The sequence below is a fragment of the Anaeromassilibacillus sp. An172 genome (genome assembly GCF_002160515.1).
Lineage (GTDB): Bacteria > Bacillota > Clostridia > Oscillospirales > Acutalibacteraceae > Limousia > Limousia pullorum.
Genome location: NZ_NFKS01000005.1, coordinates 108337 through 129852, shown reverse-complemented (window position 1 = coordinate 129852; position 21516 = coordinate 108337). Strand labels below are relative to the sequence as shown.

Here is a 21516-nt window from a genome sequence, read left to right as displayed (position 1 = left end):
AACGCCTATGAAATACACAGGCGTTTAGTGTTAGTTTAATTTTCTAAATGTTCGTAATTGTCGGCCATATTTATTTCGTGAGCAGCAAATACACGGTTCATGCCATCGATTACCTTTTGATAGCTTTGGCGCATTTCAGCAAGGTATTCCATACCGCTAGGCTCAATGTGATAATAGATACGTGTTCTTTTTTTACCTACGGTTTTTGAATATTCGCTTATTTTGCCTTCCTTTTCAAGTTTGTAAGCTGCCGTATAGATGGTGTTTTGAGACAAAGAAAGAAAACCTTCTGAAAGCCTTTGGATATCCTTTACAATCTCATACACATAACAGTCTTTTTCAGAAAGCAAAAGCAAAATTATCAAGTCAGTTATTCCGTTTTGAAACTGGTTTCTGCTTATCATATTTTCCCTCCGTTTTCATCATATACTAATATTATTCTAACACCTAATTACCGGTTTTGCAATAAAAAATACAAAATAAATGTTTTTATTTAACAAAAAAATAAAGTGTATGTTAATATTATTTTATAAAAAATAAATAAATTTTATTTAATTGAAGCACGTGTTTTTTATGGTAATAACTATCATTTAAAGTTTAGTAATAAGATATTACTGAAAATATTAAGGATATTAAATTTAAAGAAACGCTGAAATTTATTTTATAAAAATATAGGTGAAAAAAGATGATAGATAAACTTATAAAAATAAATGATGACCAGATATATGCTGAGTTTTATAGTGATGAATTTATAACAATTCATATGTTTCTCCCAAAATTAAAGGAATATAATTTTAAAAAAGTTATTATGGAAGTTAAATAGTAAATGATTTAAAAATTTAGCATTACTTACAGCTTATTTGAAAATACAAAAGTGCAGATAAAATTCTTTTGTGTGTAAACCGCCGAAATTTTGTCTGCACTTTTTATATATTTAATTATGATTAAAAAGCACTGTCTCGATTTGTAAAGCTATTTTTTTATTAAAAACTTGAAAATTTTAGTTCAAACTATACTTTCGGCTAGTTCACTTTGTATATATTATTTGATAAAATATACATGCTTAAAACAGCATATGCCCATGCATATAGGTCTATGTTTGTAAAAATTTTTGAGTAAAGGAGAAAAATCGATGAAAGAAAAATGGCAAAAACTATTGTGCAGACGCATTGTCGCAATAATTTTAATTTTATCTTTGGCTATAGGTACAATGCCTGCAACAGTATTTGCAGCTTCAGAAGACGAGCCGGTACTGCTGCAATGTACTTATCCGGAAGATGATGAGAATATGTTTTCCATTGCTACGCAGTCTTCATCTGTAAATGAAAAAGGAAAATATATTGTTACTGTTGTTCGCAGTTCAGATGCTACAAATAGTGCGTCTGTCAGTATCCAAACCGTAGATATATCTGCAACATACGGTGAGGATTATATTATTTCAGACGACAGATATGTAACTGAGGTTTTTGAAACGGCAGGAACAGTGCTCCAGCAAAGTGCCAACAAGGAAACCCAGCAGGAGAGATATGACCAAATGGTATCCTCTTTAGAGCAGGCGCAGGAAGAAATAGAGTTGTTTGATGAACAAATAACAGCTTCTGAGGAAGAAAACGAAGAAGTAAGTGACTTGGCGTCATTAAAGGAAGAACAGACAGGACTTCCCACAAGACCTACAGGTACTACAGAGTTTGAACCAATAAGCGAGTTGCTGCTTGGAGATGCGCTCGAGAATTTCGGCGATTATGTGGAATCTTCTTCATCGACACTTATCGAATTTGCTCCAGGTGAAACCGAAAAGCAGATTATATTTGAAGTGCTGGATGACGATATTTCAGAGGGTGATGAAACCTTTGATTTGATACTCGCTGATGTATCAGAGGGCTACAGCGTAGGAAACAGTAAAAACTGTACAATTACAATAACAGACGACGAACCGGCAGAGCGCTCAAGTCTCAGCTTTTCTCAGGCTGAATATTCAGCTGAAAGCGGTGTTGCAGAAATTACAATAACAAGAAGCGGAGCAGAATATTCTTTTGTAACAGCAAAGGTGACAACCTCTGACGGAGATAATTCAATTTCTGGAAAAGACTATTCAGCTGTTGAAACTGAAATAGCTTTAGAGCCATATAAAAATGAATATGTTTTAACTGTTCCTGTATTGCCGGGAACCACAGAAAAAACCTTTAATGTTGAGCTTTCCGATTTTAAAGGCTGTGACCCGGGAGAAACTGTCAGTGCAGTTGTAAAAATTCCCACAAGCACATCCTCATGGTCAAGCTCACTTGAAACCTTGGCAGAAGATCAGACAGAAGATGAAGAGCTTGAGTTTACAATAGAAATAGACTCAAAGGACTACACCGTAAGATATGTCAAGGGCGACAGCATAGGCAAGATTTATGACACAAGCTATATACCTGAGGTTTGTGTAGGCGATTACTATTTTGTCACAGAAGACGCAACCTTCGGAATTTATACTGGTGACGACGGTTCGAAATCCAGCTATTATGACGCAAATCTCGGAGAAAACGGAGGAGCTGTGTGCAAATATTATAAGGGCGTAACCTGGAAAGAAGGTGGAGCCGGCTTTAATATGAATAAAGATACGGAAGCGCTTTTCAACACTCAGAAATATCAGTACATCTGTGTTGACTGGTCACAGGGAGATGAGGGAGACGACTCTGCAAGATATAACACTATTCAGGTAAAAGATGTTTCTAACAAAAAGGGATTAAAGACAATTACCGAACGCAATCCATTCAGCAGACGTTTATCTTCAAAAGTCACATTCCTTGACAGTTCAAATCTGCCGATGGATAATGATGTATTTCTGTTTTTGGCAACAGGCGACGATTCAAACGTAAGCTGTCCTCATGTTGATATGAAGGTATACGGTATTCCGGCAATGTACAGACAGTTTAAAGTAACTCTCATACAGCCAACTGGACTTAAATATCTCAACTCTGAGGGTGAGTATGTTGTTGAGGCTCCGGCAAATGTAACATTGGGAGAGGGCCACAGCACAAGATTTTACGGACAGAGTCTCCAGATAAAAACTGCTGAAACAACCAGCGGCGAGCCTATAAAAGGTGTTATAACGAAATACGAAATTACAGTCGGTACTTCAAGTGATAATCAGGTTACCTTTGAGTATGTTCCTAAGGGTGATAATATTCAGAATATAACCTTTGACGATGACTTTATCGACATTTTGGACGAACATACAAAGCAGGTTTCAAAGTCTAACGGCGGATTTGTTACCGAGCTGAGAATAAAACCTGTATTTGAATACAAGGATGTTACAGTTGAAGTTCTTGAAAGTGAGGACGGAAGCTTTACAGATTCACAGCTTACACCGGGTATCCACACGTTCCATGTGGGAGATGAAATAATTCTCGACGGCGTTTCGGAAAACAGCGGTACATATTATGTAGGTTTTGAAGAATACGCCTATAAAAATGCTTCTGACACATATCCGATTATTTCCGGTATTATGGACGGCAGAAGAACAATTATGCTGGACAACGAGAGATATGTCCTTAGACCTGTTTTCAGCGAAACGGAAAACCATATTACAATAAAGCTTTCTAAAGAGGCTCAGGAGGTATTCGCAGTACTTAACACTGTCAATGGCGACATACTTCCGGACAATATAGAGCTGAAAGACGGAGAGTATGTGCTGAATACAGGAGAAAGTACAGAAGCATATGTGCCTACAGTTGGCAAGGTATATCAGATACAGCTCATTACAAAGAAAGACGCCGATGACGGCAAAATATACAGACCTGTTTTTTCCACGGAAACAAGCACTCAGAAGGTCAACGGATATATTCTTGACTTTGTGGCAGAGGAAAAGGTGAAAAACAATGTGATAACGGTTGATGTGGAAGAAATCAACGAATCCGACCTTAAAATGTTCAAAATAGACGGTTATGTAAAATATCCCGGAAATGCAATAAGGTCATCATCATTCAATGTTACCGAGGCGGGAGCCGTCGGCGTTACAGTTATAGGCGGAGGAGAAATTTCCAAGCTTTATGACAACTATACAAACAAGGTAATAAAGGTTATTGACAGAGCATCTGACTCAACATCAGCCGATGGTTCATTCTCTCTGAAAGGCGTTTATGCCAAGGACGGAGATACAATCACACTGCGTGTGGGCAACAACGAGGTTGAGCGTGTTGAATATATTACAGTCAGCAGTCAGGGAGCAACAGAAGAGCTTGTTTCCTATGTTGACAGATATTTTGATGAGGAAACAAATACCACTGTAGAAAAAACAGTGGAGGCTAATATGAGTTCTATAAATAAGGGAACTTTATATATGCCTATCCGTACACCGAATGCTCCATTTGTAAATAATATTACATATACTGTAGACCCTATAAAAGATGTGGACATTGATACAAGAGATAACGCTATACCTATCGTTTCAACAAGAATCTATATAACCGCTGACGTTAACCTCAACGGAAGAGAGGTTAAAGAAGTAATATTTATAAGAGTTCCTAAAGACGGAGCAAGAGAAGAAACCGTTGTGGAAGCTACCAAAAAGGGACAGACAATATTTACCGCCCAGTTTACTATGGATACTACATTTGAAGACGGCGATATGATATATGTTTCTCTTGTGGACGCAGAGGACAGAGTTATAACAGTAAACACAATAGATGATGAGGGCAATATCACAGCGCAGACTACCAGGGAAGAAATAAGATATGCCGACGTTTTCACAGGTCTTACATTTTACATTCCTACTCTTGAGGTTGAGCCTCAGTTTCTGAATATGGAAACCAGATCAAGTGTAGCGGTTCCGGTTCTGGGAGAAATGATGCCGTCTGTTACAACAGGTAAGCTTTCATTTACAAAGAGAGCTCTCAGTAATGAGCCAAACTCTCCTTATTATCTTGAATTCCTTTTTGCACCCGGAGTTTCAAATATGGAAAAGAAAACGGCTTATACAATTTTAGAAGGTGTAAAGGCAAGTAATAACAATGCTATCGGTGTAGGCGGAGTTCCTAAAGAAGAGGAAAATAAGATTACCAACGAGCTTAATAAAACATATTCAGACGGAAAAGAGAAAAGCGACGACGCCCTTAAACAGGAAGTTCAGGCAAATGAAAACAAAAAATCAAAAGCAACAGTGAATCCTAAATTTCTGCTTGATGTACATTTTTCAATTTTATTATCCTTCTATTTCTCTTATGATGAAACAGAAGATACATATGTTATGGCTTTAGGACAATACTCCTTTGGAGCTTTTGCAACTGTAGGAGGAGTAATTAACTTTACAATTTACGGCGTTCCGCTTTATGTTAAACCACTCATGGATTTACAGCTTTATTTCAGCGGACTGATAAATGCTGATCAAACAGTAACATCAGATGATATGACCGTTGTTTCAAATTTGAGAGATGTTATGGACTTTGATTCTGTAATTACAGCAGGAGTTGGAGGAAACGTATCTGTCGGAGTAGGATTTTGCGGTGCGCTTAGCGCAAGAGGTACTGTAACGGGAGATATAGTCATAAAAATTGACTGTAAAGGCGATTCGGCTGCCGAAGTTCTTGAGGGCTTCCTCTTTAAATTCGGCGGTGGATTTGGTATTGACTTATTCTTATTCAGTTTTGACTATGTTCCCGATATTGTGACTGTGGGAACAGGAGTATATGAAAACGAGACTTCCATACTTAGTTCTGAAGCGGGAGAAGACAGCCTTTCTGTGAGAACACTCAACAAAGGAAGCTTTGATACAGCTGATTTTGGCAGAAATTATCTGCTATCATCGTCAGGTGAAAACGTAAGCCAGCAGATTTTGGCAGAAAATACTGTAGAATATGCAAAGCCTCAGATTTTAATCCTTGATGACGGCAGAATGATGATGCTGTTTATGGATGACGACCCAAGCAGAAACGGAATAAACTCAAGAAGCTTGTATTATACAATAGCTGACGAAGAGGGTTTGTGGAGTGAGCCTGTTTTGGTGGATGACAACGGTACCGCAGATGCAATGCCTTCCATGAAAAAGATAGGGGACAAGGTTTTGATTTCATGGATTGATGAAAATAAAACCTATGAAAATGCTGATTCTCCAAAAGATATTTTGGCAGGTCTTGAAATTGCATATGCTATTTATGACCCGGCAACTGATTCCTTCTCCGAAAAAACATTGCTTACACAGGATAATTACTTTGACATGATGCCTCAGTTTGGCTATTCTGAAACAACAGGAAATATATTCTGCTACTACTTAAAGAGAGATATAAAGGATGCTTCTTCAAATGAAGAAATTCTCGACTTTAACGCTACCTACAGCACAATAGCTTACAGAATTTATGACAGTAATACAGGCACATGGGGAGAAGAAACATACCTCAATATTCCATGCGAGGATATGAATGACCCGCTGATAATAGACTTTAATTCAACTGTAAGACATATGGACAACAGCGATGTAGTTCTTATGACCTACACAATAGACAGCGACCAAAATCTTCAGACAACAGACGACAGAGATGTTTATTTGTATGTGACAGACATAACAAATAAAAAATCATATTATCCGATAAGAATTACAAACGATTATAAAACAGATATTTCACCTAAGATTACTGAGTTTAACGACAACGTATACTTGTCTTGGGTAAGCGGAGAAAGCGATTTCTGCATGATAAACCTGACCTCTATGTTAAACGATATAGAGCTTACAGGAAAGCTTGATTATCTTAAAAATGCAGACGGAAGCTCTCCGAATTGGTACAAGCTTACAGCCGCTGACTTGGAAATGACCGAAGAGGAATACAATCTGAGCATCTTCTCATCGATGGCAAACGGTGATTTCCAAATCGACAAAAAGACTTTCTGCCTTGATGAAGACCAGGAAAACAAGGCAAATGTGTGCTCATATACACTTGTTCAGAATGATGACGAAAGTCTTTATCTGCTGTGGCTTGAGCCTGGACAGATAGATGATGAGGGAAAAACTTCTCAGGAGATTTACGGTTCCGTTATGGAGCTTACCTCAGAAAACAGCGAAGACAAGATAAATACCTATACCGGCTGGAGCGAGCCTGTACAGATAACACACACAGGTAAAATGCTTGACGAATATTCAATAGCTTTTGGCGACAATAATAACATTTACATGGCGGCAAATATGTACGAACAGCAGGTTGATGAAGAGGGAACACTGAGCTTTTCAGAAAACGACATTGTGTTGTTTGAAGCTTCAATAACAAACAATATGAAGTTTACAGAAGAACCAAAGTTTGCACATACACCAAGAGCAGGAGAAGAAAACAGCATAAGCCTTTCAATTAAAAATGAAGGTCTTAAAAAGACAGAGGGATACAAAGTTGATGTTATACAAACTATAAATGGTACTGACACAGTGATTTACAGTGAAAGCTTTGACAATGTGATTATGTCAGGCGAAACGGTAAACATTGATGTTCCTTGGACTGTTCCGGATAATATAGATAATCTGTCAATAAAAGCAAAGGTAACCGCAAATAATGTTACAAACGAGTCTGAAACCGTAAATGTAGAAAAGAAAGCGGACATTGTACTTTCCGAACCTACAGCACAGTACAAAGACGGAAATTTCTATGCTTCTGTTACTGTCACAAACGAAGGAAATATTCCTTCCGATGAATTGACTCTCACAGCTTCCGCAGAGGACAATGAGGATGGTTCACAGGGCAAAGTATATGGCAGCACAGTTATTGAATCTCTTGAACCGGGTGAAAGCACAATAGTTGAATATGAGCTTACAGACATTACCGCTGACGATTTGGATAAATACGGAAATGAAGAGATTTATCAGAGAGTTTATCAGGGTGATGAATGTATTGAAGTTGCAAGATGTATGCTTAATGTACTGGAGCCTATTGCAATTAGTGTGGACACTGGCGACACATTGTCAATGGGTATAGGAGAGGAAAAGCAGATTGAAGCTTCTATAAAACCATTAAATGTTTCAGGAAGAGAGCTTGTATATTCAACCTCCGACAGCTCAGTGGTCAATGTAAGCAGCGACGGAAAATTGACTGCTGTATCATCGGGAACCGCTGTAATTACAGTTACAGAACCTAAATCAGGAGTAAAGACTGAAATTGCGGTTGAAGTAAACGGAATTCTCGGTGATGTTAATCATGATAATGAAATTACAGTTTTGGATGTTACAGCAATTCAAATTTATCTTACAAGGCTCAAACCGGAAGGTATATTCGATGAGAGTCTTGCAGATGTAAATAAGGACGGAAAAATAAATATTATTGATGCGTCATTATTACAGCTTATGTTAGTTAAATAATAAATCTAATTAAAAACTTCCTTATGGGTTATTGTTACCTGTAAGGAAGTTTATTTTTTTATGTATAATAAACGGTTTACCGTAATACATTTCTATAGTTATATAAATTTTAAGGAGATATGTATTATGGCTAATATAAGGGATAATTTTGTTAAAACAGCTCAGAATTATATAGGAACCGGCTGCAAGATATTCAATGATTGCTTTGGTATGCCTGCCGGAACTCCGTGGTGTGCAGAATTTGTATCAAAATGCGCAGCTGATGTGGGGCTGATAAACAAATGCTTTGTAAAGGTTTTAGGCGCAGGAGATATTCCAAGATACGGTGTGGCTAAAGGTTACGGAAAATGGTTTGAAGGACACGAGGCAATTCCTCAGCCCGGTGACGCTGTGGTGTTCACGTGGAACGGACTTGGATATTTTCCGGGACATGACAAATATTTCAGCGACCATGTGGGTATAGTTGAGTACGTTGAGGGAAACACGGTACATACTATAGAGGGTAACGCCAACGGTTCAAATACTTCTTCTACAGTATGCAGAAAAACTTATCCACTTTATTCAGGAAGAATTAACGGCTATTACAGACCTAACTGGAGTCTTGCTGACCCGTCATACAATGAAAACAATAGCGGTACAGCAGTAATAGACGCAAAGATAAAAGCTATCAAAGAGGTACAGTTGTGGTTAAACAGAAAGTTTGGAACAGTATGTGATATGGATGGGGAATACGGACCAAAGACAAAGGCGGCTATTGTGTGTTCATTGCAAAGCTTTTTAAATGTTGCCTATAAAGCCGGTTTGGTTGCTGACGGAATTATGGGGGTTAAAACCAAGAACGCCTGCAAACTTTTAAAAATGGGGGATAAGGGCGACTATGTGAAAATTTTACAGTCAATTTTAATTTGTCGTGGATATAATACCAATGGTTATGACGGAGAGTTTGGAGAGCAGACAAAAATTGCTGTTTTAGATTTTCAAAAGAAAAACAACCTTGAAGCAGATGGAATAGCCGGTCCAAACACGTTCGCCGCTTTGCTGTGGTAATTTTTGATAACAGCAAAAAACAGGCATATCGCATTGCGATATGCCTGTCCGTTATTCAGAAGTTAATCTGAAATTAAATTTTAGTTTTGATTACTTATTCTTGATAGCTGCCTGAGCTGCTGCAAGTCTAGCAATCGGCACACGGAATGGTGAGCAAGATACATAGTTGAGACCAACCTTATGGCAGAACTCAATTGTTGTTGGGTCGCCGCCGTGCTCGCCGCAGATACCGAGCTTGATGTCAGGACGTGTAGCTCTACCGAGCTCAGCTGCCATCTTAACAAGCTTGCCTACGCCAACCTGGTCGAGTCTTGCGAATGGATCGTTCTCATAAATCTTGTGCTCATAGTAAGCATTGAGGAACTTACCAGCGTCATCACGGCTGAAGCCGAATGTCATCTGAGTAAGGTCGTTAGTACCGAATGAGAAGAACTCTGCTTCCTTAGCAATCTCATCAGCTGTAAGAGCAGCTCTTGGGATCTCGATCATTGTACCAACCTTGTACTTCATTTCAACACCTGAAGCTGCGATAACTTCGTCAGCAGTCTTAACAACTACGTCCTTAACGAACTTAAGTTCTTTAACTTCGCCAACGAGAGGAATCATGATTTCAGGAACGATGTCATAACCCTTTGAAGCCTTAACAGCCAAAGCAGCCTTAATAACAGCCTTTGTCTGCATTACTGCGATTTCTGGGTATGTTACTGCAAGACGGCAGCCACGGTGACCCATCATTGGGTTGAACTCGTGGAGAGAAGCAATAATAGCCTTAATCTCTTCAACTGTCTTACCCTGTGTCTCAGCGAGGAGCTCGATGTCCTTCTCTTCTGTTGGAACGAACTCGTGGAGAGGAGGATCGAGGAATCTGATTGTAACTGGCTTTCCTTCAAGAGCAATGTAGAGCTGCTCGAAGTCGCCCTGCTGCATTGGCTCAAGCTTTGCAAGAGCTTTCTCTCTCTGCTCAACTGTATCGGAGCAGATCATCTCTCTGATAGCAGCAATTCTGTCTGTCTCGAAGAACATGTGCTCTGTACGGCAAAGACCGATACCCTGTGCACCAAACTTAACTGCCTGAGCAGCATCCTTTGGTGTATCAGCATTTGTTCTAACCTGGAGAGTTCTGTATTTATCAGCAAGGTCCATAATTCTTCCGAAGTCGCCGCCGATTGAAGCAGGAACTGTAGGAATAGCCTCGCCATAGATGTTACCTGTAGAACCGTCGAGAGAAATGTAATCGCCCTCAACATATGTTCTGCCAGCAAGCTCGAACTTCTTGTTCTCTTCGTCCATCTTGATTTCGCCGCAACCAGATACGCAGCATGTACCCATACCACGAGCAACAACAGCAGCGTGAGATGTCATACCGCCTCTAACTGTGAGGATACCCTGTGCATAGTGCATACCTTCGATATCTTCTGGAGATGTCTCAAGACGAACAAGTACAACCTTCTCGCCCTTTTCGCCCTGTGCTACTGCATCTTCAGCTGTGAATACGATCTTACCGCAAGCAGCGCCTGGGGAAGCAGGAAGAGCATGAGCAACTGGCTTTGCAGCCTTAAGTGCTGCAGCGTCGAACTGTGGGTGGAGGAGAGCGTCAAGCTGCTTAGGATCGATCATGAGGAGAGCTTCTTCTTCAGAAATCATGCCCTCGTCAACGAGATCGCAAGCAATCTTAAGAGCAGCAGCAGCTGTTCTCTTACCATTTCTTGTCTGGAGCATATAGAGTTTCTTATCCTGGATTGTGAACTCCATATCCTGCATATCACGGTAGTGATTCTCAAGGATACCGCAGATCTTTACGAACTGCTCGTAAACCTCAGGCATAACTTCCTGAAGCTGTGCGATTGGCTGTGGTGTTCTAACACCAGCAACAACGTCTTCGCCCTGTGCGTTCATAAGGAATTCGCCCATGAGTTTCTTCTCACCTGTAGCAGGGTCACGTGTAAATGCAACACCTGTACCGGATGTATCGCCCATGTTACCGAAAGCCATCATCTGAACGTTAACAGCTGTACCCCATGAGTATGGGATTTCGTTCTGCATTCTGTAGAAGTTTGCACGTGGGTTGTCCCATGAACGGAAAACAGCCTTAACAGCGCCCATCAACTGCTCCTTAGGATCAGTTGGGAAGTCTGTGCCGATCTTCTCCTTGTACTCAGCTTTGAACTGATTTGCAAGCTCTTTAAGATCTTCAGCTGTAAGCTCAACGTCCTGAGTTACACCCTTCTTCTCTTTCATCTCATCGATGAGTTCTTCAAAATATTTCTTGCCGACTTCCATAACAACGTCGGAATACATCTGGATAAATCTTCTGTAGCAGTCCCAAGCCCAACGAGGATTGCCTGATTTAGCAGCGAGTACTTCTACAACTTCTTCATTAAGACCAAGGTTGAGGATTGTGTCCATCATACCGGGCATGGAAGCTCTTGCGCCTGAACGAACGGAAACGAGGAGAGGATTCTCCTTATCACCGAATTTCATACCTGTGATCTCTTCCATCTTAACGATGTTCTCCATGATCTCTGCCTGGATTTCATCATTAATCTTTCTGCCGTCCTCATAATACTGAGTACAAGCCTCTGTTGAAATAGTAAAGCCCTGTGGAACAGGAAGACCGAGTTTTGTCATCTCGGCAAGGTTAGCACCTTTACCGCCGAGAAGCTCTCTCATAGAGCCGTCGCCCTCTGAGAATAAGTAAACATACTTGTGGCCCATTGTAAAAACCTCCTTAATAAATTCCGCTTGAATGTACTTGTACGACAAAAGCGCACGTACATCCCTAAGCCTATTTAGTATTATAACAAACTTTTGCAAAAATAGCTATATGTTTTTACAAATTTTTCTGAGTTTTTTTGAAAAAATCTACCCAACTTTTGACAGTTATCTTGTATAATTCGATAAAAATGTAGTTTAATTCTAACAAAAATACTTTTTCCCCTTGAAAAAATCAAATTTTATGAGATAATTGGATTGTATAGTTATGTTTCAACAGAACTTTATGGTGCATGCTGTCGATTGTTTTTTATGCCTTCGATGGTTTTTTGTTGTTGTCTTTTTTGTGTGTGAAATGTTTTAAAGACATTATCGCTATAGGGATATTACTAATTATGTATATTACATAATAATTTGCGTATCTTATAAATTGGACAGGCAAGCAAACCTTGACAATGAAGAAAATAAAGACGTCCGGTGTGCCGATGTTTTACTACTAACTACAGGGGGATTTTATATGAATTTTCACGGCAAGGATATTAAGATCTTTTCCGGCAGTTCCAACAGAGATGTTGCTCAGGGTATAGCAGGTATACTTGGACTTCCTTTGGGTAAGAGCGACTGTACAACTTTCAGTGACGGAGAGATTGCTGTTTCTCTTCACGAGTCTGTAAGAGGAAGCGAGTGCTTTATTGTTCAGTCTACATGCACTCCTGTTAATGATCATCTCATGGAAATGTTAATCATGATTGACGCTATGAAGCGTGCTTCTGCCGGACGTATCACAGCAGTTATGCCTTATTTCGGTTATGCTCGTCAGGACAGAAAGGCAAAAGCAAGAGATCCGATTTCCGCAAAGCTTTGCGCAGACCTTATTACAGCAGCAGGAGCAGACAGAGTCCTTACCATGGATCTTCATGCTAATCAGATTCAGGGCTTCTTCAATATTCCTGTTGACCACCTTGTTGGCGCACCTATTCTTGCTCGCCATATGAAAGAGAAAATCGGTTCTGCTACAGATGATTATGTTGTTGTTTCTCCTGACTTGGGTTCAGTTACAAGAGCAAGAAACTTTGCAGCAAAAATCGGCTGCCCGCTTGCTATTGTTGACAAGCGCAGACAGAAAGCAAACGTATCAGAGGTTATGAATATCATCGGTGAGGTTAAGGGCAAGAAGGTTATCCTTGTTGACGATATGATCGATACAGCCGGTACACTTTGCAACGCTGCAGCTGCTCTCGTTGAGAAAGCAGGAGCTACTGAGGTTTATGCATGTGCAACTCACGCAGTTCTTTCAGGTCCTGCTCTTGACAGAATTAAGAACAGCGTTATCAAAGAGCTTGTTCTCCTTGATACAATTCCTTTCACAAAGGAAAGAATGCTGGACAAGTTCACAGTTCTCCCTGTTGCTCCTGTATTTGCAGAGGCTATCGAGAGAATTTATGCCGACAGACCTGTTTCTCAGATTTTCGGTTAATTTCGCCAAATAACTCAATATTTATGAGATATAATAAGGGGTGCGTAGCTGCGCACTCCTTTTTGGTGTTTGTTAAATAGTTTTTTGATAATATAATTTGATATCACCCTGTTGAAAAGGAATGATTTGATGTTCGGAAAAAATAAAAATTTTGGTTCAGGCTGTGAATTTATAATAGTGGGACTTGGAAATCCCGGAAGAGAATATGAAAATACTCGCCATAATATGGGATTTATAGCTATAGATAAAATTGCAGAAATCTATGACTGCAAAATAAACAAACTGAAATACAAGTCACTTATAGGAAGCTGTACAATAGACGGAAAAAAAGTGCTTTTAATGAAGCCTCAGACATATATGAACAACAGCGGACAGGCGGTTGTAGAGGCTATGCAGTTTTATAAAGTGCCTGCTGAAAATGTTCTTGTAATTTTTGATGATATTTCCCTTGATGTAGGCAAAATGAGAATAAGAAGAAAGGGAAGTGACGGCGGTCAAAAGGGAATGAGAAGCATAATTTATTTAAGCGGTGTTGATACATTCCCGAGAATAAAGATGGGAATAGGAGCAAAACCTAATCCAAACTGGGACTTGGCTGACTGGGTGCTTTCTAGCTTTTCAGCCAATGAACAGAAAATACTTGAAGAAAAGACAAAGGATGCTGCCGATGCGGCAAGACTTATTATTAACGGAAAAATAGCGGAAGCTATGAATAAATACAACTGATAAATCGGTATAAAAGCAGATTTAGAAAGGGAGATGATATAGATGATGAATTTTCTGGACAAAGTAATGGAACAGTCCCCGGAATTTCAAAAAATAGAAAGCTTTACTTATGGCAAAAACTCTGTGCTGGTGACAGGCGTAACAGAGATACATAAGGCGAATATTATCGGGACATTATGTAGAAAAGACAGAAAAAAGTGTTTTTGTATTGTCTCCAATGAAAGGGAAGGACAGCAGCTCACAAACGACCTTTGTTCTATGGGAATAAAAGCCTATTTTTATCCGGTGAGAGATTTTATATTTGCAGATGTAAGTGGAAAATCAAGGGAGTATGAGCATAAAAGAATAGAAATACTTTTGAGCATTATAACATCTCAGTGCGAAGTTGTAGTTGCCTGTGCAGACGCCGCAATGCAGTTTACAATCCCTATGGAAAATCTTGAGGCTTCAGTTCTGAGCCTGATGCCGGGAAAGGAAATTTCTCCGGATAAATGCTGTAAAATTTTAAGCACTTTGGGATATGAAAACTGTGCCAATGTTGAAGGTAAGGGACAGTTTTCAAGGCGTGGAGGAATTTTAGACTTTTTTCCTCCTGAAAGCGATTACCCTGTAAGGGCGGAATTTTGGGGCGATGAAATAGATACCCTTAATTTCTTTGATATAGAAACTCAAAGGCGTACAGAGAGCTGTGAAAATATTCTTTTAGCTCCATCCACTGAAATATTGGTTTCAGATAATCAGGAGCTTGCCGGTAAAATAAGGCATAAAGCCGATTTGCTTAAAGGTAAAAACAGCGCTCTTGCCAAGGAAAGACTGTACCGTGAAGCCGATGATATTGAAAATAATATAAAAATAGGTTCAATGGATAAATTTATAGGTCTTGTATATGAAAAAACCGCCACACTTTTGGATTATGCCGATGATAATACGGTGTTTTTTGTGTCGGAGCTTATAAATGTCCGTGAGAGAATCAAAGGCAGTGAGTTCAGATTTTCAGAGGACTTGAAAGAATATTTTTCCGACGGAATACTTTGCAGAGGCTTTGAAACCTACAGCATAAGCCACGGAACATTTGATGAAATTTTAAGTGAAAATACATGTATCTACCTTGACAATTTTTCAAGGGGAGGATATGATATCAGGCTTGACGCATTGGTTCCCTTTACAGCTAAACAGCTTTCTCCCTGGAACGGCTCAGTGACAGCTCTCTGTGATGATTTGGAGGGTATAACCCTTAAAAATAAAGCTGTTGTGATTTTGGCAGGAACAGAAAAAGCCGCCGCAAACGTGGCTTCACTGCTTCGTGACAGAAATTACAATGCGGTTTATTCCACAAATTTGGAAGAGGCGGAAAAGGAAATAATATACGTTACAGGCGGAAGTCTTTCTTCAGGCTTTGAATATCCCAGCCTGAATTTTATGCTTATTACCCACAGCCTTATTCCGGCAAAGCCCTCTAAAAAGAGAAAGACAATAAAAAGCGGTGAGGCTATATACAGTCTTTCAGAGCTGACTCCCGGTGATTATGTGGTTCATTCAACCCATGGTATCGGTATTTTCGGAGGTATTCACAAAATTGATACCCAGGGAATTGTAAAGGACTATATAAAGATAAGCTATGCAAAGGGTGACGTGCTTTATGTGCCGGTTACTCAGCTTGACCTGGTTTCAAAATATATAGGGCCTAAGGAAAATTCCACAGTCAAGATAAGCCGTCTCGGAGGTACGGAATGGCAGAAAGCAAAAACAAGGGTTAAAGCCGCCGTTAAGGATATGGCAAAGGAGCTTATTGCCTTGTATTCTGCCAGAATGAGCGCAAAGGGTCATGCTTTTTCAGCCGATACCGAATGGCAGAAGGATTTTGAAGCTTGTTTTGAATATGAGGAAACTCCTGACCAGCTCAGATGTATTGACGAGATTAAGGGCGATATGGAGAAAACAGCTCCTATGGACAGACTGCTTTGCGGAGATGTAGGCTTTGGAAAGACGGAGGTTGCCCTGCGTGCCGCTTTTAAATGTGTATGCGACAGCAAACAGTGCGCTTTGCTTTGTCCTACTACGATTTTGGCTTGGCAGCATTATCAAACCGCTTTAAAAAGATTTGACGGATATCCTATCAGAATAGAGCTTCTTTCAAGATTCAGGACTGCAAAACAGCAGAAGGATATTCTTGAAAAGCTTGAAAGAGGGGAGATAGATATAATTATCGGAACCCATAGGCTTGTTCAAAAGGATGTTAAATTCCGTGACCCGGGACTTGTGATAATAGATGAGGAACAGCGTTTCGGAGTTGCTCAAAAGGAAAAATTCAAGGAATGGTATAAAAATATCGACGTACTTACATTGTCCGCAACACCTATTCCAAGAACACTTAATATGGCAATGAGCGGAATAAGGGACATGTCTGTAATAGAGGAAGCTCCCCAGGACAGACAGCCTGTTCAGACTTATGTACTTGAACATGATGAAGCTGTCATAAACGAAGCCATAAGAAGAGAGCTTAGGCGAGGAGGACAGGTTTTCTATCTGCACAACAGAGTTGATTCAATAGACAGCCTTGCGGCGTCCATTGCAAAAAGGATACCGGAAGCCTCCGTTGGTGTGGGACACGGAAAAATGTCAGAACATCAGCTTTCTAAGGTTTGGGAGGAAATGCTGGAACAAAAGATAAATGTTCTTGTATGCACTACAATAATAGAAACCGGTGTTGACCTGCCCAACGCAAATACATTGATAATAGAAAACGCTGACTGTATGGGACTTTCACAGCTTCATCAGCTCAGAGGTCGTGTAGGACGTTCCAGCAGACGTGCATATGCTTATCTTACATTCAACAGAAGCAAGGTGTTAAGCGATATTTCTCAAAAAAGGCTCAATGCAATAAGAGAATTTACCGAGTTCGGTTCAGGATTTAAAATTGCCATGAGAGATTTGGAGCTTAGAGGAGCTGGAAATATCTTGGGTGCAAAACAGCACGGCCATATGGAGGATGTAGGATACGATATGTATCTGAAGCTTTTGGGCGATGCGGTAAAAGAGGAAAAGGGAGAGAAAACCACAAATCCGGAGATTGACTGTCTTATCGACGTTGCGGTTCAGGCGCATATTCCGGAAAGCTATATTTCCGACCTTTCCACAAGGCTTGACGCATACAGAAGAATTGCAGATATCAGAAACGATGAGGACGCCCATGATGTTACCGATGAGTTTATAGACCGTTTCGGTGAGCCGCCTCAAAGTGTTGTGGGACTTATTGATATTGCTCTGATAAGAAATATGGCGAACGCTTTTGGCGTTTATGAAATAAGACAGAATGACAGCGGATTTTTGCTTTACCTGAGAAATATAAAGTCTGAAGAAGCTATGGATATAGTGGTAAAAAATGCCGGAAAAGCATTTTTAAATGCAGGAAAGAAGCCTTATATACTTATTAAGGCTTCAAAAAATGAAAAACCTCTTGAGTTTTTGCTTGAGGTTTTTACAAACCTAAAAAAATAAAAAATGCCTATAAGTGCAAATCAGCCAGTTAAATGGTGAATGTTTTATGAAAATTTGTAAAATTATAGATTTTTATAGACAACAGTGAATATTTGGTGTATAATTACCGATATATGCTGTCATCGTTAAACGATGATGAATTTTATTTAAGGACGGTAATTTTTTATGAAAGCAATCAAAAAAATCACCGCTGCTTTTTTGGCGGTGCTTATGATTATGTCAATCTCAGGATGCAGTACAAAACCGGAATGGTCATACAAGGTTGATGACAATGAGATGCAGATAGGCGTTTATATTTATGCCCTCTATACTGCATATAATCAGGCAGCAACATATGCTTCATCCGCAGAAGGTTACGATGCGGAAAAGTCTTTTCTTAACCTTACAATCACTGATGACGACGGCGAAACAGCAGTTGCTAAGGATTGGATTGTTGACACTGCAAAGGAACTCACAAAGAATATTCTTACAATCGAAGAAGAGTTTGAAGCAAGAGGCCTTACACTCACAGCAGAGGATGAGGCAGCCGCTAAGGAATCAGCTGACAATGACTGGAACCTTGGACCATACTACGATATGTACCTTGCATACGGCATGATGCCAACTCCTTATAAGGATATACTTGAGCCTTACGGTGTATCTTACGAAAGCTTTGAAAGAGCAAGCTACATGGCTTCTGCAAAACAGACAGCTTTGTTTGAAGAAATCTACATCAATGATGAAGAAACAGCAGTAAGCACAGAAGACCTTACAAATTACTTTACAGAGAATTACACAAGCTACAGCTATTTGAGCGTTCGTCTTGCAGATTCTGCAACAGATGACTCAGGCTCAACAACATACACAGCTATGTCCGATGAGGATATTGCAGAAATCGAATCCACACTTCAGGGATACGCTGACAACATCAACAACGGCGCAGGAACCTTTGCAGAGCAGATGGTAGAGTATACAGCTTTAAAAGAGCTTGAGTCAGACCCATCAACAAGCGCAGTTGAAAATCTTGACGAGTCATCACTCAACGAAGATGTTGTTGCTGCGTTGAATGAACTTGAAGAGGGAAAAGCTTCTCTTGTAAAAGTAGGCGAAGCAGAAAATGCTTATTACTACCTTATTTATAAAGCTCCTATAGCTGATTCAGTTGCTGATTATATTGAAGACGAAACAAACAGCTTCAACGTACTCAGCGCAATGAAGTCAGAAGAATTCCAGGATATGCTTACAGCAAAGGCAGAAGAGCTGGGAATTCAGGAGAATACAAGCGTAGTTAATTCTTATAAACCATCAATGTTCGAGTAATATAGTTATTTGCTCTGCCGGATTTAACTTATTACTTTAGGGATTTGCCAAAGTGCAGAAGGAGAATGAGGAGTATATGGCGAAAATGAAAAGAATCACAATATCTTTTTTCCTTGCATTGATTATGTGTTTTTCTTTTTCATCAATTTTTACCGTAAGCGCAGATGAGCTGTCCAGCGATGATTGGGAGGAAATTTCTCTTAATCTTCAGCAGGGCGGGGAACAGTCCGGAGAAGATTTTAACTTTATCAAGGAGAATAACGGAAAAAGTGACGACGGCGAATGGATTTTATACGTTGGAATAGGTCTTGTTGTTGTGGGTCTTTTGGGAATAACATATGCTGTTTTGTCATCAAAAAGACAGAGAGCTATTGCTAAAAAACGCAGAGACGCATACATTAGAAATGCCAAGGCCGCCAACAGAAAAAGAGTAAATTCAACACAGCAAAGCAGGGGAAGAACAAAGCAGGCTTCAACTGCTAAACCTCAGCAAGGTCAGAGAAGACCTGCTTCATCATCCGGCAGTACAAGAAGAGCCTATGATGAAAGCGGAAAGTATGACTCTTACAATTCTATTAAGGGCAGCAGATATGTTGACGGCGGTGTAAGACGTACCAATTCACAGCCATCTCAGGATTTTTACGATGACGGTTACGGACGTTCTGCATCACAGCAAAGTCAGTTTGCAGACGATTATGTAAAGACTTATACAAGAAAATCTTCTCAGCCGAGAAAAACTCCGGGTTATGAAGATATAAGTTCTTTCTCCTCATCCGACAGGGATATTTACAGTTCTTCTTCAAGAAAAAACAGTAAATATATCAACGATTATATCGACTACGAATAATTAAAAACAGGGTAGACGCTTTAAGCGCCTGCCCTTTAAATTTCTACAAACCATCTGTCCTCTTCAAGAAAAAGGTATCTTTGTTTACCTAATAAAAGACAAGTATATCTTATTCCTGCGCCGCCGGCTTTTAAAGAGGCGGCTCTTCTTATATCTGTTATCCTGTCGATTTCAAAGGTTCTGCCGTCTTCCCAGTGAACCTTTATAGGCATAATTCTTCCTTCACAGTCAAACTGCGCCGTAACACATACATATTGTTTCATATTATCACCTCAGTAAATGTGGTTTCATACAGATTATTTGGATTAAATATACTTTGTAAAATATCCAACAGGGTGTATAGTATGGTCATCCTTTGGATTAAAGCCGGAAAGACGTGGGTCGTTTAGCATAACTGCCGGCTGAACACAGTATGAGCCAAATCGTTTTTTTAAACTGTCAACAGCGCAGTCTAAATTATGAAGCCTGTTATTGTTTTTGGCATTACAGAAGAAACTCATCTGCACAGGTGTGTCAGAGGGGATAAGCTCGCTTAAACTTATTCCTATGCTTCTCAAAGGGGTTTCTCCTTTGTTTTTCAAAAACAGGTCTATAGCGTTTTCGGCAATTTCTTCTGTTATATCGGTGGGAATACTTAACTTGCGCTGGCGTGTAAAGGAGTTAAGGTTATTTTCCCTTATTGAAACGCCTACAACCCAAGCCTTTAGGTTTTGTTCTCTAAGTCTTCTTGCTACACTGTCGGAAAGAACAAAAGCTACAATCTTTATGTCCTCAACTGTTTTTAAATCTCTGTAGGTGGTTGTTGAGTTTCCTATACTTTTAACATCCTGATGACTTATAGAAAATGCCACAGAAGCTTTGTCACTGCCGTTTGCGAATTGATTGAGAAGATTTCCGTTTTTTCCGAAAACTGAAACGAGTGTATCCAGGGGGCAGTTTGCCAGATTTCCTATGGTGTATATGCCCATGTTGTTAAGTTTTTTCTTTGTGGCAGGCCCTACAAAAAGAAGATTTTCAACAGGCAAAGGCCAAACTATATATTTATAATTTTTATCAGTTATAACAGTAACTGCATCAGGCTTTTTGTAGTCGCTTCCAAGCTTTGCAAATATTTTATTAAAGCTTACTCCGATGCTCACAGTTATGCCAAGCTCATATTTAATTCTTCCACGTATTTCCTCGGCTATTGCTTTGGCTTTTTGGAAATTCATATCCCTTCCGCTTATATCAAGCCAAGCTTCGTCAAGACCGAAAGGCTCCACTTTTTCGCTGTATTCTCCATATATTTCCCTTGTCATTTTTGAAAATCTTTTATACAACGGAAAATTAGGAGGAACAGTAACAAGTTCGGGACACTTTTGTCTTGCCTGCCATATGGCTTCGCCTGTTTTTACGCCGAAATTTTTGGCAATTTGATTTTTGGTCAGAATAATTCCGTGTCGGTCGTCGGCGTTTCCGCTTACGGCTACCGGTTTGTTTCGGATTTCGGGTCGGTAAAGACATTCCACCGACGCATAAAAGCTGTTGCAATCACTGTGGAGAATATACCTCATGAACAATCGCCTTCCTTGACGAAAATTTGTTTGATATAATTAT

General features: G+C 39.7%; 12 protein-coding genes. 8 read left to right on the top strand and 4 right to left on the bottom strand.

From position 1 onward, the window contains the following. Positions 1-35: 35 nt before the first annotated feature. Positions 36-404 (bottom strand): PadR family transcriptional regulator, encoded by a 369-nt coding sequence (locus B5F08_RS04130; RefSeq protein ID WP_087376645.1) that lies wholly within the window; start codon positions 402-404, stop codon positions 36-38. A 281-nt stretch (positions 405-685) separates the two neighbouring features. Here B5F08_RS04130 and B5F08_RS13225 point away from each other — a divergent pair, with 281 nt between their 5' ends. From B5F08_RS13225 to B5F08_RS04120, 3 genes are all read left to right on the top strand, one after another. After that, positions 686-823, top strand: a complete 138-nt coding sequence (locus B5F08_RS13225; RefSeq protein WP_158096211.1) for a hypothetical protein — start codon at positions 686-688, stop codon at positions 821-823. Between the two features lie 309 nt (positions 824-1132). Continuing rightward, on the top strand, positions 1133-8314 hold the full coding sequence (locus tag B5F08_RS04125) for a dockerin type I repeat-containing protein (RefSeq protein WP_087376643.1): 7182 nt from the start codon (positions 1133-1135) through the stop codon (positions 8312-8314). Between the two features lie 126 nt (positions 8315-8440). Beyond that, on the top strand, positions 8441-9361 hold the full coding sequence (locus B5F08_RS04120) for a peptidoglycan-binding protein (RefSeq protein WP_158096210.1): 921 nt from the start codon (positions 8441-8443) through the stop codon (positions 9359-9361). A gap of 90 nt (positions 9362-9451) precedes the next feature. Here B5F08_RS04120 and ppdK read toward each other — a convergent pair whose 3' ends face one another. Then, complete coding sequence (gene ppdK / locus B5F08_RS04115) at positions 9452-12076, bottom strand: pyruvate, phosphate dikinase (RefSeq protein ID WP_087376639.1); 2625 nt, start codon at positions 12074-12076, stop codon at positions 9452-9454. 514 nt (positions 12077-12590) lie between these two features. On the opposite strand from ppdK, the gene B5F08_RS04110 reads away from it, so the two are divergent. The 5 genes from B5F08_RS04110 to B5F08_RS04090 all read left to right on the top strand — a co-directional run bounded on the left by B5F08_RS04110 (position 12591) and on the right by B5F08_RS04090 (position 19920). Beyond that, the gene (locus B5F08_RS04110; RefSeq protein WP_087376637.1) at positions 12591-13550 is read left to right on the top strand and encodes a ribose-phosphate diphosphokinase; all 960 of its coding nucleotides are present in this window, start codon (positions 12591-12593) and stop codon (positions 13548-13550) included. Between the two features lie 129 nt (positions 13551-13679). Further along, positions 13680-14276 carry an aminoacyl-tRNA hydrolase gene (pth, locus tag B5F08_RS04105; RefSeq protein WP_087376635.1) on the top strand — a complete coding sequence of 199 codons (597 nt, stop codon included), beginning with the start codon at positions 13680-13682 and terminating at the stop codon, positions 14274-14276. A gap of 45 nt (positions 14277-14321) precedes the next feature. Then, positions 14322-17774, top strand: coding sequence for a transcription-repair coupling factor (mfd, locus tag B5F08_RS04100; RefSeq protein ID WP_087376664.1), 3453 nt, complete (start codon positions 14322-14324; stop codon positions 17772-17774). 165 nt (positions 17775-17939) lie between these two features. Then, positions 17940-19073, top strand: a complete 1134-nt coding sequence (locus B5F08_RS04095; RefSeq protein WP_087376634.1) for a hypothetical protein — start codon at positions 17940-17942, stop codon at positions 19071-19073. 76 nt (positions 19074-19149) lie between these two features. Further along, the gene (locus tag B5F08_RS04090; protein ID WP_087376632.1) at positions 19150-19920 is read left to right on the top strand and encodes a hypothetical protein; all 771 of its coding nucleotides are present in this window, start codon (positions 19150-19152) and stop codon (positions 19918-19920) included. Between the two features lie 35 nt (positions 19921-19955). Here the strand turns inward: B5F08_RS04090 and B5F08_RS04085 are convergent, their stop codons facing one another. Both B5F08_RS04085 and dinB read right to left on the bottom strand, forming a co-directional pair. Further along, positions 19956-20183, bottom strand: coding sequence for a hypothetical protein (locus B5F08_RS04085; protein ID WP_087376630.1), 228 nt, complete (start codon positions 20181-20183; stop codon positions 19956-19958). A 42-nt stretch (positions 20184-20225) separates the two neighbouring features. Further along, entirely contained in the window at positions 20226-21473 is a 1248-nt protein-coding gene (dinB, locus tag B5F08_RS04080) for a DNA polymerase IV (protein WP_087376628.1), read from the bottom strand. Positions 21474-21516: the final 43 nt, after the last annotated feature.

Excerpts from the sequence above, each read along its gene's own strand:
- ppdK (WP_087376639.1), bottom strand. The coding sequence starts at position 12,076 with ATGGGCCACAAGTATGTTTACTTATTCTCAGAGGGCGACGGCTCTATG.
- B5F08_RS13225 (WP_158096211.1), top strand. The coding sequence starts at position 686 with ATGATAGATAAACTTATAAAAATAAATGATGACCAGATATATGCTGAG.
- B5F08_RS04090 (WP_087376632.1), top strand. The coding sequence starts at position 19,150 with ATGGCGAAAATGAAAAGAATCACAATATCTTTTTTCCTTGCATTGATT.
- B5F08_RS04130 (WP_087376645.1), bottom strand. The coding sequence starts at position 404 with ATGATAAGCAGAAACCAGTTTCAAAACGGAATAACTGACTTGATAATT.
- B5F08_RS04095 (WP_087376634.1), top strand. The coding sequence starts at position 17,940 with ATGAAAGCAATCAAAAAAATCACCGCTGCTTTTTTGGCGGTGCTTATG.
- B5F08_RS04125 (WP_087376643.1), top strand. The coding sequence starts at position 1,133 with ATGAAAGAAAAATGGCAAAAACTATTGTGCAGACGCATTGTCGCAATA.
- B5F08_RS04110 (WP_087376637.1), top strand. The coding sequence starts at position 12,591 with ATGAATTTTCACGGCAAGGATATTAAGATCTTTTCCGGCAGTTCCAAC.
- dinB (WP_087376628.1), bottom strand. The coding sequence starts at position 21,473 with ATGAGGTATATTCTCCACAGTGATTGCAACAGCTTTTATGCGTCGGTG.
- B5F08_RS04085 (WP_087376630.1), bottom strand. The coding sequence starts at position 20,183 with ATGAAACAATATGTATGTGTTACGGCGCAGTTTGACTGTGAAGGAAGA.
- mfd (WP_087376664.1), top strand. The coding sequence starts at position 14,322 with ATGAATTTTCTGGACAAAGTAATGGAACAGTCCCCGGAATTTCAAAAA.
- B5F08_RS04120 (WP_158096210.1), top strand. The coding sequence starts at position 8,441 with ATGGCTAATATAAGGGATAATTTTGTTAAAACAGCTCAGAATTATATA.
- pth (WP_087376635.1), top strand. The coding sequence starts at position 13,680 with ATGTTCGGAAAAAATAAAAATTTTGGTTCAGGCTGTGAATTTATAATA.